This window comes from Mesorhizobium sp. M0243 (assembly GCF_040321775.1).
Classification (GTDB): Bacteria; Pseudomonadota; Alphaproteobacteria; order Rhizobiales; family Rhizobiaceae; genus Mesorhizobium.
In genome coordinates this window covers 107695-120822 of sequence record NZ_JAMYSF010000014.1, presented here as the reverse complement: position 1 = coordinate 120822, position 13128 = coordinate 107695, and the positions used below count along the sequence as shown (strand labels likewise).

Annotated in this window: 10 protein-coding genes; 6 read left to right on the top strand and 4 right to left on the bottom strand. The window is 58.4% G+C overall.

Going from position 1 to position 13128, the window contains the following annotated elements:
- Position 1 precedes the first annotated feature (1 nt).
- The 5 genes from NKJ11_RS19405 (at position 2) to NKJ11_RS19385 (ending at position 5612) form a co-directional block, all read left to right on the top strand.
- Positions 2 to 1120, top strand: a complete 1119-nt coding sequence (locus NKJ11_RS19405; RefSeq protein WP_352794035.1) for a mandelate racemase/muconate lactonizing enzyme family protein — start codon at positions 2 to 4, stop codon at positions 1118 to 1120.
- A 103-nt stretch (positions 1121 to 1223) separates the two neighbouring features.
- Positions 1224 to 2195 carry a glycine betaine ABC transporter substrate-binding protein gene (locus NKJ11_RS19400; RefSeq protein ID WP_352794033.1) on the top strand — a complete coding sequence of 324 codons (972 nt, stop codon included), beginning with the start codon at positions 1224 to 1226 and terminating at the stop codon, positions 2193 to 2195.
- A 179-nt stretch (positions 2196 to 2374) separates the two neighbouring features.
- On the top strand, positions 2375 to 3409 hold the full coding sequence (locus NKJ11_RS19395) for an ABC transporter permease (RefSeq protein ID WP_352794032.1): 1035 nt from the start codon (positions 2375 to 2377) through the stop codon (positions 3407 to 3409).
- A complete protein-coding gene (locus NKJ11_RS19390; protein WP_352794030.1) occupies positions 3406 to 4458 on the top strand; it encodes an ATP-binding cassette domain-containing protein in 1053 nt (350 codons plus the stop codon). The genes NKJ11_RS19395 and NKJ11_RS19390 overlap by 4 nt, the downstream gene beginning before the upstream one ends.
- A gap of 380 nt (positions 4459 to 4838) precedes the next feature.
- A complete protein-coding gene (locus NKJ11_RS19385) occupies positions 4839 to 5612 on the top strand; it encodes a serine hydrolase (RefSeq protein WP_352794029.1) in 774 nt (257 codons plus the stop codon).
- A gap of 533 nt (positions 5613 to 6145) precedes the next feature.
- Here the strand turns inward: NKJ11_RS19385 and NKJ11_RS19380 are convergent.
- The 4 genes from NKJ11_RS19380 to NKJ11_RS19365 form a co-directional block, all read right to left on the bottom strand.
- Positions 6146 to 7372, bottom strand: coding sequence for an ATP-grasp domain-containing protein (locus tag NKJ11_RS19380; RefSeq protein ID WP_352794028.1), 1227 nt, complete (start codon positions 7370 to 7372; stop codon positions 6146 to 6148).
- Between the two features lie 405 nt (positions 7373 to 7777).
- Positions 7778 to 8707 (bottom strand): 2-oxoglutarate and iron-dependent oxygenase domain-containing protein, encoded by a 930-nt coding sequence (locus NKJ11_RS19375; RefSeq protein ID WP_352794027.1) that lies wholly within the window; start codon positions 8705 to 8707, stop codon positions 7778 to 7780.
- Positions 8704 to 9411 (bottom strand): class I SAM-dependent DNA methyltransferase, encoded by a 708-nt coding sequence (locus NKJ11_RS19370; RefSeq protein WP_352794026.1) that lies wholly within the window; start codon positions 9409 to 9411, stop codon positions 8704 to 8706. Before NKJ11_RS19370 ends, NKJ11_RS19375 begins: the two co-directional genes overlap by 4 nt.
- The gene (locus tag NKJ11_RS19365; protein WP_352794025.1) at positions 9408 to 10769 is read right to left on the bottom strand and encodes an NAD(P)-dependent oxidoreductase; all 1362 of its coding nucleotides are present in this window, start codon (positions 10767 to 10769) and stop codon (positions 9408 to 9410) included. Before NKJ11_RS19365 ends, NKJ11_RS19370 begins: the two co-directional genes overlap by 4 nt.
- A gap of 759 nt (positions 10770 to 11528) precedes the next feature.
- On the opposite strand from NKJ11_RS19365, the gene NKJ11_RS19360 reads away from it, so the two are divergent.
- On the top strand, positions 11529 to 13109 hold the full coding sequence (locus tag NKJ11_RS19360) for an ABC transporter substrate-binding protein (RefSeq protein ID WP_352794023.1): 1581 nt from the start codon (positions 11529 to 11531) through the stop codon (positions 13107 to 13109).
- Positions 13110 to 13128 lie beyond the last annotated feature (19 nt).

The window sequence follows — 13128 nt, the reverse complement described above, 5'->3', positions numbered from 1 at the left end:
CATGAAAATCACAGCGTTGAAGACCCGGCTCACCAATGTTCCATTCGCGAAGCCGATTACCACTGCAATCCATGATATGCGATCGGTCGGCTGCCTGCTTGTCTACTTGGAAACCGATGTCGGGCTGGTTGGTCAGAGCTATCTTTTCACGCTGAACGCAGTCCGGCTCAAAGCCTTCGACGAGATGGTCCGCGGCTTTTCACATTGCATTGTGGGTCAGGACCCCCATTATGTGACAGCGATCAATTCTTCCATATGGGCGGAAATCAACCCGACCGGCTATGCCGGCGTCACGATCTCTGCCCTTTCTGCGCTCGACACGGCCTGCTGGGATCTCGTCGGCAAAAGCGCCGACCGGCCGCTTCATCATCTGTTCGGGGCGTGCCGGGATCGCATCCGCACATACGCCAGCGGCGGGCTATGGCTTTCCCAGAGCATAGACGAGCTGGTCGATGAGGCGGCGATCTTTCTGGATCGGGGTTTTCGGGCGATGAAGGTGCGCGTCGGCAATGCCGACCCGCGAAAGGATTTCGAGCGCGTAAAGGCGGTTCGGGAGGCGGTCGGCCCCTCCATCGAAATCCTGACGGACGCCAACCAAGCTCTCACGCCAAAGCAGGCCATCCGTCTTGGCAGGATGCTTGAGGAGCTCGACATCGGATGGCTCGAAGAGCCGGTCTCAGTCCATGACCTCGCGGGCCAGGCCGAGGTCCGCAATGCGCTCGATATGGCGATTGCTTCAGGTGAGACAGAGTGGACACGCTTCGGCATCCGCAACACGATCGACGCGCGCGCCGCCGATGTGTTGATGCCGGACCTGCAGAGGATTGGCGGGCTCACCGAAATGCGCCGGGTGGCGGCCTTGGCGGAAGCATACTGTCTGCCGATTTCCACCCATATTTTCACGGAGCACAGTCTGTGCATTGCCGGATCTGCCGCCAATTGCATCTCTGTGGAACACATGCCGTGGTATGCCCCGCTGTTCCGCGAAGAGATGGAGATCGCGGATGGCGACATCCTCATACCCACCCGTCCCGGCACCGGTTTTACGTTCGATGAGGCTGCCGTGGAGCGCTTCGCCACATCGAAAAAGTCGATGTCAGGATGGAATTATATTCGTTAGTTAAATGTTCGGCGTTCCTATAATTGCTGATGTGGGGAACCGCCTCGGTAGCCTTTGACTGCCGAGGACATCGCCTGGAATGGAACACCAACAGGAGAAAACAATGCTCTCACACACCCTCAAACTCACTGCCGCTGCCTTTGTCGCTACCATCGCCGCGACCGCGGCCGAAGCGAAATGCGGCGACGTCACCATTACCGAGATGAACTGGGCCTCGGGTTCGATCGTCACGGCCGCCTCCAAGTTCCTGATGGAGCAGGGCTACGGCTGCAAAGTTACGGTAGTTCCGTCGGCGACGGCGACTGCTGTTACGTCAGTTGCCGAGTCCGGCCGGCCCGACATCGTTACCGAGCTTTGGCTCAATGGCGCGCCCGCCTATCCGGGCCTGGTGACTGCCGGTAAGGTCAAGACCTTGGGCCATGTCCTATCCGATGGCGGCATCGACGCGTGGTGGGTTCCGCAGTACCTGGTGGATGAGCATCCGGAATTGGCGAAAATCGATGGCATCTTGGCGCATCCGGACTGGGTCGGCGGCAAATTCCACAACTGTCCAGAAGGCTGGGGCTGCAAGATTACGAACGACCACCTCGCCGAAGCCTTTGATTTGAAAGGCCATGGGATTGAGGTCTTCAACCACGGGTCCGGCGAGACCCTTGCGGCCGCTATCGCGGCAGCCAACGAAAACAAGCAGCCCTGGTTTGGCTATTATTGGGGGCCGACCTCGGTGCTCGGCAAATACAAAATGGTCAAGGTCGACATCGGCCCTTATGTGGCTGACATCCATGCCTGCAACGCGGTTGAGACCTGCAAGACGCCGGGCAAATCGGCTTACCCGCCGGCAGAGGTCGTGACGGCCGCGACAACGGATTTTGAAAAGCGTGAGCCGGAGATTGCCGACCTGATGTCGAAGGTCAGCTTCACTAACGCGCAGATGAGCGAGACCCTCGCCTGGCAGGACAGCAAGAAGGCTTCTGCCGATGAATCAGCGGTCCACTTCCTGACCACCTACAAGACGGTGTGGGCGAACTGGCTCAGCCCGGAAGCCAAGGAAAAGCTCGCGGCGGTCCTCAAGTGAGATCCACCATTTCACTCACTGCGCTCCGCACCCAACTGATGTGTCGGCCTGGTGATTGGATTGGCAAGGAGCGAACGCTTGGCGGCACCTTAAGCAAGTCGACAAGCACCTCTCGATAAATTCCGGTGGCCGCCCCCTGATGAACGTGGCTGCCGGATTGCGGCGATTTAAGGCTAGACATGGCAGCTTACGAAAAAGCTTTTGACACGCTGGGACTGCGGTCCTCGTGCGACGCCGGCGCCATCGGCGGTCCCATGTCGATGGACGATCTACTTGCAAAGGCCGGCGCAGCGGGGACCGACCAAACCGAGTCTTTCCCGTTTCCATCCCTAGACGTCCTTCATAAGGCCTGCGGCGCCATCCCACGCACCCGCGACATGACGGCCGGCTTGGAACGTCTGTTCCTGGACGTGAAAGACCCCGTCAAAGTCGTTCTGGACCCGGTGACGCAGCCATTGAGCTGGGCCTTGCGCAACGCCATCGATCTGATGCAGTCCCTTCCTTGGTGGGCCGCGATCCTGATCCTGGTCGCCATCGCCCATTTTGCCGGACGTCGCACCGGCGTGACGGTTTTCGTGCTGGTGGTGTTGCTGGGGTTGGCGTTCGTTGACCATTTTGGCTACGCGATGCAGACGCTCGCCATCATCATGGTCTGTACATTCATCTGCGTCCTGTTCGGCGTGCCAATCGGCATCGCGATGTCGCGCAGCAACCGGTTAGAGGGTTGGCTGACGCCTTTTCTCGACTTGCTGCAGACGTTGCCCACCTTTGTCTATCTCATCCCGCTGATCTTCCTATTCAGCGTCACGGAGCCGAAGCTGTATGGCATCGCGATCATTCTCTATGCGATCGTGCCGTCGATCAGGCTCACGAACCTCGGCATCCGACTGGTGGACAAGGACGTTCTGGAGGCGGGGGAGGCCTTCGGCATGACTTCCTGGCAAAAGCTCTATCGCGTCCAGTTGCCGCTCGCCCTGCCGAACATCATGGCTGGTATCAACCAGACGATCATGCTGTCGTTATCCATGGTTGTCATCGCTTCGCTGGTGTCCGCGCCCGGCCTTGGAACCCTTGTGCTGCGCGGTATCAACAAACTTGAACTCGGCGTCGGCCTTGTCGCAGGCCTCGGCATTGTCCTCCTGGCCATTGTTCTCGACCGAGTCAGCCGGGCTGCCCTCCAGCGCGTCAACAAGATGCACCCGTCGCGGACATGAGCATGACTGAGACCTTCGTATCCATCCGCAACCTTTACAAGATCTTCGGCAACAACGCGCAGGCCATGGTGTCCTGTGCGAAGGCCGGGATGCACAAAAAGGATATGCTGCAAGCCCATGGCCATGTGCTCGGGTTGCGCGACATCAATGTTGAAATCAAAAAAGGCGAGATCACGGTGATCATGGGGCTGTCGGGCTCCGGAAAATCAACCTTGATCCGTCACCTCAACCGCCTTGTCGACCCTACGGCCGGTGAGGTGATCGTCAATGGCACAGACATTATGAAGCTCGATCGGCTCCGGCTCCAGCATCTGCGCCGGACCCAGATGTCCATGGTCTTTCAAAAGTTTGCGCTGCTGCCGCATGAAACGGTCCTGCGCAACGCCGGCATGCCATGTTCGGTGCGCGGGGACGGGCGGTCCAAGACCGACGAAACGGCTCGCAAGTGGCTGAGCAGGGTCGGCCTCGCGGGCTCGGAGGCGCTGTATCCCCATCAACTCTCGGGTGGCATGCAGCAGCGCGTCGGCCTCGCGCGGGCGCTGACGTCGAACTCCGAGCTCATGCTTATGGACGAGGCCTATTCCGCGCTAGACCCCCTGATCCGGTCAAGCATGCAGGACCTCCTCCTGGAGTTGCAGAAAGACCTCCAGAAAACGGTTGTATTCATCACTCATGACCTCGATGAGGCCCTCAAGCTTGCCGACCACCTAGTGATCCTGAAAGACGGTGAGATCGTGCAGCAGGGGGAACCGCAATACATCCTGCTCCACCCGGCCGCCTCCTACATCGAAGACTTCGTCAGCGATATCAACCGTGCCCGGGTGCTTCGCGTCCGCTCGGTGATGGAAAAGACGACGGTCGAAGGTGACGGCTACGAAGTGCTCGATGGCGACGACACCTTGGAGCGGGCAATCCTCAAATCCCATGGCGCGGCCGACAAGTCCTTTGCAGTGCATTCGGATGGCGCCCGCGTGGGAACGCTGAAGATGACTGACGTTCTAAAGGCACTGGTCCCTACCGCGACTGGGCGTAGTCACAGCAACATGTAAGGCCGGACCACGACGATGGGATTCCCATGGCGCTCCTCAACCGAATGGACCACGCTGTTGCCGCGTAAGTGTCCGACGAAGTGGCTGCGATCCCTCATGGCGAAGCTAACCAGGCGTCGCTCCTTTAATGGAAAAAGAAGGACGCGAAATGACGGTGAGTGAACATGCAGAATACGATGCCGTCGGTTTGGCCTCTTTGTTGAGCGCGGGCGAAATGATTCCTGTCGGGCTGATCCGCATTGGAGGACCCCCGACCTCGTCATAGCTGCCGACAACAAGCCGCGCTGGAACCTGCCTGACTACCGCCGCATGGCTTCCACAACCTCCACAGGATGGCCCGTTACAGCCTCTCCTTCCGCGCAGCCTCGGTCTTTCCCCTCATGAAGCAGATCGACTGGACGATCGGCGAACGTCCTGAGGTCGCTCGTTTCCTCGCCATGCCGCATTTCTCCGCCTTCGTCGTGGTGCAGGGCGGACGCATCCTATACGAGGCGTATGCGCCGGACATCGGTCCCGATAGGCCTCACAGCATCCAATCGATCACCAAGACGACGCTCAACCTCTTGCTCGGCCGCTGCGTCGCCGACGGCCTCGTCGACCTTGACCGCAGAGTTAGGGACTACCTGCCCGAGATCGGCGCGGGCTCTGCGGATGCAACGCTGCGCGATGTCGCCGACATGAACGTTGCCAACGACTTCTCCGAGGATCTCAACGACCCCTGCGCGACGTGGTTTGCCATGGAGCGCGACGCAGGACGGCGCTTGCCACCGGAGGGCGAGACGGAGGGCACAATTCGAGCCTTCCTCTGTGGAGTCGCTAGCGATGATCTCGCGAACCGTACGGGCCACGCGCTCTACAAGTCGACTAACAGCGAAGTCATCGGGTGGATAGTCGAGCGCGCCAGTGGCCGGCCGCTGCGCCACCGGCTGATCGAGATTGTCGAGGCCGCGGGCATCGAAGGGTGCTTCCATATCACCTGCGACCGTGAGGGCGTGCCGCTGGTCAACGGCGGCGCCTGCCTCTCCGCCCGCGCTACGGCCTGCTCTTCCGCGCAAGGGCGAGCGGGTCGAGGGGCGCCGCGTGGGCGATGCCGCCTTCATCGAAGATACCCGCCGCAATCCGGGGCCGTCCCTACAGAAGTCGCGCCGCTATAGCCGCCAAACGATGACGGACGGCACTTGGCTCGGCCACGGCGCTGGGGCGGTCAGTACATGCTTGCAAACCCTGCCACTGGCACTGTCGTGGTCTACTTCAGCGTGCTGGAGAACAAGAGTGCCTCCGACAGCAACTTCAGCGATCAGCTCGTCGAGATGAGATGGCTAGTCTTGCTGCAGAGCTATGAGGGGGCTGTTTCTCCGCAGAGGAATGCACTTTATTCGTAACTAGTCGATTATCAATGAGACGAAATCCTTGCCCTGCGACGTTACATGACAACCCAGTTATTGAATGAGGAGCACAAGATGCAAAGCAAGATGACCGAATTGTTCGCCGGCGCAGAGATTCCTCGCCCCTGGGGTCTTTCATGAAAACTACCGTCAGTTTCCTTCTGGGTTAAGGGCGCTAAGACGAAATCCCCCCATGCCTCACCATGGCATATCTCGGATTCAGACAATTGCACCAACGTTCGGCCACGACCAGCTCTTACCTTACGCGACCTGCGCCGGGACGTACCAGCAGCAGATTGTTCCTATTCGCCAAGGGTCGGAAATGGTGTGATCGACCAATCGATCAAGTCGACGGCACGCTGCAATGTTGCCTCGGTCTGAGCATGGCTAGGTGAAGCGACAATGACATGTCCGATCGTATCTCGGTAATCGCCTTTCCTGACGATCGGCGCTTTCGGTTGGACGTAGAATTTGACCTCGGCGACACCTGACACAGCGGCCGCTCGGCTGTCGCCGCCGATCCAATCGAGGGTGCCATCGCTATCAGCAACCAGGAACCGCGCGGCCGCAGTGTGCGAATGCCTTTTACGCAAATCGCATTCGTTCCCGATGACAAGCTTGATGTGTTCGGTGGTTAGATCGACACCGTAAGCCAGCCGAACCAGTTGGGGATCGGGCGTGCCACCCATACGCGGATTGACTTCAATGACGACCGGGCCACCCCTCGTCCACCGGAATTCAATGTTCGTTGGCCCCCAGCCAAGGTCGAGAGCTCGCAAACAGCGCAACGAAACATCGGCGATACGGTTATACTCCTCATCAGTCAGGAGGGCCGGATAGGTGAACTGACGATAGACAAAATGCGGCGGAGGGCCGAAGTCACCGGCACCAATCCCAATGACCTCATTTCCCATTATGTCAGCGGTGTAGTAGGGGCCTTGTGCAAATTCTTCAACCAGTATGCTCGGCGACGACCGCCATATGTGCTTCCCGCCCAACAGATAGGCCGTATGCTCGGCAACCTCGTCGAAGTTGCGGCACAATCGAACTCCAATACTGCCGCCGCTTACAGTTGGCTTAAGAACCACCGGCAGGCCGATCTCTGCGGCAGACCTTTCAACGTCGTTCGCATTCGCTGCCAAGCAATAGGCAGGCATCGGAACGCCGGCCTCCGTAAGGAGTTGACGTTGAGTGAATTTGTCTTGGCATCGTTCAATAGATGCGGGGTTCGGTCCCGGTAGATCGAAATGCCGGCAGAGCTCGCCGACTGTCGCATAGGCCACAGCTCTGCCCATAATGCCGGCAATATCATAGGTCGCACGTATCCGGGAACATTCACGGATCAGCGAATCGAGATCGCTTGTGTCGACGCGGATTGCCTCAATCCCTTCCGCCGCAAGATAGTCGCCGCAAGTTGGATCAGCCGAAAAGATAATTGGATTAAGACCAAGAAGCTGGGCCGCGTGGACGTATAGGAGATCACAACCCCATGGACCGCCTTCAACCAGGATGAGCGCTTTTCTTCCCATTGCTATTGACCCTCTGTTGCGAGCTGCGCGGCGGTCAGATTGTAGATGGGCATCAGCTTTTCTAGCCGTGCCCTCCCTCAGACTTACGATGGGGGTACCATCGTCCGCACTCTGCGTTTGCAAAGATTCTGTGAATTTAGTGCAAGGATCTGTTGCAACGTTTTGGTTGCCGACGGTGTGACACGGAGCCAAGAATGGCGGAGCCTTCAGGCCGTTGAAGGAGAAATGCTCGGATCGGGCCACACCCGTGTCGATGGAACTGCCGGCACGGCTGCGAAGCATGATTGCCGCGTTCAGCCTCCGAAAGGGCTTGCCCGAATTCCACCCATTGAACCGACCGAGCCACCGTTACGTTTCCGAGAAAACCGACATCGCCGCCATCGAGGGCCATCAACCGCGAACGACCTACTGCAACTCTCGCGCCCGTCCGGCGCCATCCCTGGTTTCCCAGATTGATTCAAAGTTGCGAAGCATCACTTCTGCGACGCTGAAGGTTTGCTTTCCTTGCCGGGAAGTCAGGCGAGCGTCGATGTCAGGATAGATAAAGAAGGGAAGCGAAATTCGTTCGGCCGGACCGGTGTGCACGACCTGATGGGGCGTGCTCTTGAAGCAGTCATCACTCAAGGCTTGAAGCATGTCGCCCAGATTGACAACGAGACTGTCGGGCAAGCTCGGCGCCGGCACCCAGCGCCCCCCGAACCACACCTGCAAGGAGCGCGTGGGGAGTTCCTCCTGCAGCAGCAGCGTGAAGAACCCATTGTCAGTATGCTTTCCGGCCGTGCCGCCAGTAGATGGATACCGGATCACGCGTTGCAGGACCGTCGGCGGGCTGAAATGGCGTTGGAACCAGCCCTCTTCCATATCGAGCAGGTCGGCCAGCGCGAACCCGAGCTTCGGCACAACGTCGTTGACCATGGTAGCCTGCAAAGCAAGCAGGCTTCGCGCGAAACCAGGAGCCACCGCGTCATCCGGAAGGCGTGTGCAACCAGCAAACGGACGCCGGTCCCCTTCGTTCTCGATTCCGAGGTCGAAAATTTCCTTCGGATCGGGGCCGGCCTCGGGATGCAGCGCCTCGCCGTACAACGGACTGTATCCACGGGCAGTAGTGGGGTACACTTCTTGGGCGGAGTGACCGAAACGTTCCTTTGTCGCCTGCGGCAACGCGAAGAACCGCCGGGAAGCCTGGATGGCTTCTGCGATCTGTTCTTTCGGGATTCCGTGCTCGAGGTAGAAGAACCCGTATTCCTCGCAGGCCAGACGTAGGCGCTCGCGCTCTTCGTGTCGCGTTGTATCGGCGGCCAATTTTGCTAGTGAGATTTGCGGTAGTGTGGTCATAGCTGCTGCCCCGTTTCTGCGCAGGCCCTATCGGGCACTTTGAAAACCCAGTAATGCGCACCCTCCTCAGCGATATATTTGCCGTCGTTTAGACGCTGTGCCGTCACAAGCACGCCTTCATCCTGCAGACGCCGCACCTCATGTTCAAAGGATGTGGCCTCCGCATAGCTCGTGCGGGTGCTTGCGATGATGAATCCATTGGGGCGCGTCACGCGAGCCAGTTCGCGCAGTGCGTCCGGCCGGATGTGCCCGAGCGTGAACACGCCGCAGCAGACCGTGATGTCATAGCTCGCGCTGGAGTAATCGGAGAGCGGCCCGTTAAGGTCGACATCGCCTTGGACATGGCGGTAGACGCCAGTTTTCCGGGCCTGTTCGGCCATCTCCTCGGAGAGGTCGCAACCGGCGAGCAATTGGAAGCCAAGGCGCTTCAACTGCACGCCGACGAGACCTGTTCCGCACCCGGCGTCCAGGATTGCGATGGCTGCGCGGTCATTGGCCAAATACGCGGTCTGCACGGCACCCGCCAGTTCCGCCACGATCCTCGGCCCGCAGTACCCGTCGCGGCCGACATCCAACTCATAGGAACTGGCCCAACCGCGATAGAAGTGGGCCAAACGACCGACGTCGCCGTCGAGCGCATGAGAATCCTTGATGCGCTTTCGTGCGGCTTGCTCTAGTGCTGTCTGCTGATCGAGGGTGGTCATGACAGTTTCTCCGTGAACGGGTGGATGAGATGCGGTATAGTCCTAAGCGAAGGCGCAACGGTACCGGCTGGATCTACAATGTGCGCGTTGCTGTATTCCTGACCCCGACTATCCGACCAAGCTGAGGCGCCTACGCTCCAGATAATAACGTCGTAGATCAGGGCATCCTTCAGGCCCATGCCGCGACCGAGATCAAACGCCTCGTCAAGGATCAGGCGATTGACGTGGGTGAGCTCGCCAACCAGCGACTTGAGCAAGTGTATCTGAATGTCACTGAGTGGGACGTCGTCGAGCGGAAACACATGCTCACGCTTCGGTTTGATCCGTCCGATGGGATCGGTCAGGAATTCTTGGTCTGGTGGATGCGCGGGGTCGGCGCCGTACTTGGATGGCGCGCGATAGCCCGGCACTTGCAGTCGAACGCCGAAGACCACCTCCGCCAGCTTGATGACTCGCAGATGGCTGTCGTATCGGTCGAAGTTCCGTCCCGCCTCGCTATAGCGCTTTTCGACCGCGCGCCCGATCGGCAGTCCCACGCCGAGTTCGTCGGCCAGCTGGACGGTCAAGCCCATATCTTTCACCGTGATCTCCAGAGTGCAAGAGCGATCGTAGCTACCATCCAGGAGAAACGGGACGAACTGCTCGATTGCAACGGAATTCGCGGACGAGCCGACAAACTTGCGCCAGGCCTGCTGCGCTGGAATGCCCTCTCGCACGCTTTGGCAGAGCGCGTGGCCACTCGCAACGGCTGCAGTGTAAAAGAGCAGGTTCGTCAGTAATTTGATTGACTGGCCCTGACCGATGTCTCCGACATGGAAGGAGACGGCTCCCATAATTTGTAACACTGTCTCGCTACGCACATAGGCTTCCGATGGCCCGCCGACGAAGAAGCTGACATTGGCGAAATCGACCCCCATGTGGGACAAGTTGCTCACGGGCGCTTCTAGTGAATCCACGCCAATTGCTGCGGCCCGGCGGGCGATCTCGATCGTGTTGTGGTAGTCCGTGGTGGACGTATCGATCCATACGCTGCCCGGTGCCATTCCGGCCAAAGCACCTTGCTCGCCCGTCATGTTGTCAAAGACGTCGTGTGGCAGCGGCAGGCAGGTGATGACAATCTCACAATCGCGGGCCGCGTCGCGCGGTGCGTTATGCCACCGGGCTCCCTTTTCCAGCACGTCTCTCGCAGCCGCGGGATCGATGTCGTAGACATTCACCGAATAGCCGGCTTGCAAGAGCTTGGCGATCATCGGTCGCCCCATGCTGCCAGTACCAATGAACGCGATTTGTTGGCCATTGCGGAAATGAGCGGCACGCACATGAGACGTCCTTTTACAAGTAAAGCCACGATGAGACATTGACGTAGATTTCCCATGGCCATGACAAAAGTCTGCTTTGATTGTGGCGAAATTTGGCAATTTCTATTATAAGTATGTTAAAGAGCTATATTATCCCATAGATGTTATCTTAACATTTGTAATATAGAATTGTCACAATTTTTAACGCTTGCGGATGGTGAGAAAGACTTTCGAGTAGCAGAATCCTGTTCGCCAAAACGCAGAGAGCTCATTGAATTCGCGCCATTCCCCGTGAACATCTGCGTAGAAGGGGAGTGGAGAATCGTGGCTTTCTGCCTTCATCTGGTGTTGGCGTTTGGTTCGGCCTCACGCAAAGACGATATCGGTCCGAAGAAATGACGGGTCGCTCTCGAGATGCAGTGATGCCCTCACAGGCACCGTTCAGAGAAGCGGCAAAGCTGCGGCTCCCCGGAACGCACGCGCCCGTGCTCCCATTCGGCTACAGAAAAACAGTGATGATCTATTTATCGAATGACGAGTGAACCATCCTCCCGTGCTTTTGGAGTGGAAGTGAGCCAAATGCGACGAGGATCGAGAAAGTCGATGCCAGCCTCGAACTATATTCGTTAGTTAAATGTCCGATGCTGGTATAATTCCTGTTTCTGGGAACCGGTTTGGCAGCGACAGCAGCAGACGCGGCTCGCGCCGACGGCCTGTTGAAAGTGCGGCTCGCGATCTCGCTGACGTGCCAGGTTAAGCAAGACGAAAGCGGCCCTGCTGCGAAGGGGGAAATCGCTCAACAAAGAGGGAGGAACAATCATGAATGGTACCGCAGGCAATATGAGCCGAAGGGCGCTTCTTAAGACCGGCGCCGCGCTCGGCGGGGGTGTTATCGCCGGGATGCCCTTGTCGCGAGCCATCTGGGCAGCGGAAGGCAAGGTGCTCAAGGCGCGCTCCGGTTCCGATATCGCTACTCTCGACCCCGGATTCTACATCGGTTTCGGGGATATAGACGTGACGAACTGCATCTATTCGAAGCTCATTCGGTACAAGCCGGGCTCCGAATGGGGCTGGGAACTGGAAGCGGCGGAACGGATCGAAGAGGTCGACCCCACCCATATCCGCTTCCATCTTAAGAAAGGCATCAGGTTCACCGGCGGTTACGGCGAAATGACCGCTAGGGACGTCAAATTCTCTTTCGAGCGCGTCATCAAGCACAATTCGCCGATCAAACCCGATTGGGGCCCACTGGACCACGTTGAGATCGAGGATGACTATACTGGCGTGATCGTATTCAAGACGCCGTTTGTGCCGGTCTGGAACGTCGCGCTCCCCTTTGGAGTTGGCCATATCGTTTCAGAGGATGCGGTGATGAAGGCAACTGGGAATGGCAGCAGTTTCGGCATGAAGCCGCCGGCTTTCTCCGGCCCTTACGTGCTCGCCGAGTGGAAGGCGAAGCAGTATACGCTTCTGACCCGAAACCCGGACTGGTCGGGGCCAAAGCCGGGCTTCGACGAAATCCGCATCATCGCGATTAACGACGACAAGACGGCGGAACGTGCCTATCAGGCGGGCGACGTTGATTTCACTGGTATCAGTCTGGATACGCTTTCGACGTTGAAGAGCAATCCGCCCGCCGAGACCAAGGTCGAGGAACATTCTTCGCTCCGTTACTATTGGATCGGCATGAATATGGATCATCCGAAGCTGAAGGATATTAATGTCCGCAAGGCGATCCAGTGGGCGATCAATGTGCCCCAGATCTTGGATGTCGCATATGCTGGACAGGCTGAGGTCGGCACAGGCACCATTCCTCCAGGTATTGTGGGGCATCGCGAGAAAGCACTCGTCCCGCCGGAAGGCGATCTTGCGAAGGCCAAGGAGTTCCTGGAAAAGGCCGGTGTGAGCGATCTAAACTTGACCATCGATTGCCTGAACGAGAGCACTTATTCCACCATAGCCCAGACTGTGCAGGCACAATTATCGCAGATCGGCATCACGGCAGAAGTCAATGTCCAGGATAGCGGATCGTACTGGGCACTCGGCATGGAATCGGAAGGCGATCGCTGGAAGGAGCTGCAGCTCACCGTCATGTACTTCAGCAATTTGCCTGATCCGCACTACGCAACGACCTGGTTCGTGCAAGATCAAGTGGGCGTGTGGAACTGGCAGCGTTTTCGCAGCGAGCGTTACGACGAGCTCAGCGCCAAGGGGGTCACCATCAGCGACCCGAACGAGCGGGCGAAGGTCTACCAAGAGATGCAGGATCTCTTGGAGGAGTCCGGCGCCTTCCGATTTCTGACCTATGGAGGCGATCCAGTTATGTATCGCACCACGAAAACGCAGGCCGCGACACTCCCGGACGGACGCCCGCTGTTCCTCAATTTCAAGCCGGTTTAGCCTCAAGCGGCGTAGGGAA

Bases quoted from the DNA above. Each gene is read 5' to 3' on its own strand.
- NKJ11_RS19405 (WP_352794035.1), top strand. From the start codon at position 2: ATGAAAATCACAGCGTTGAAGACCCGGCTCACCAATGTTCCATTCGCG.
- NKJ11_RS19400 (WP_352794033.1), top strand. From the start codon at position 1,224: ATGCTCTCACACACCCTCAAACTCACTGCCGCTGCCTTTGTCGCTACC.
- NKJ11_RS19395 (WP_352794032.1), top strand. From the start codon at position 2,375: ATGGCAGCTTACGAAAAAGCTTTTGACACGCTGGGACTGCGGTCCTCG.
- NKJ11_RS19390 (WP_352794030.1), top strand. From the start codon at position 3,406: ATGAGCATGACTGAGACCTTCGTATCCATCCGCAACCTTTACAAGATC.
- NKJ11_RS19385 (WP_352794029.1), top strand. From the start codon at position 4,839: ATGAAGCAGATCGACTGGACGATCGGCGAACGTCCTGAGGTCGCTCGT.
- NKJ11_RS19380 (WP_352794028.1), bottom strand. From the start codon at position 7,372: ATGGGAAGAAAAGCGCTCATCCTGGTTGAAGGCGGTCCATGGGGTTGT.
- NKJ11_RS19375 (WP_352794027.1), bottom strand. From the start codon at position 8,707: ATGACCACACTACCGCAAATCTCACTAGCAAAATTGGCCGCCGATACA.
- NKJ11_RS19370 (WP_352794026.1), bottom strand. From the start codon at position 9,411: ATGACCACCCTCGATCAGCAGACAGCACTAGAGCAAGCCGCACGAAAG.
- NKJ11_RS19365 (WP_352794025.1), bottom strand. From the start codon at position 10,769: ATGTCTCATCGTGGCTTTACTTGTAAAAGGACGTCTCATGTGCGTGCC.
- NKJ11_RS19360 (WP_352794023.1), top strand. From the start codon at position 11,529: ATGAATGGTACCGCAGGCAATATGAGCCGAAGGGCGCTTCTTAAGACC.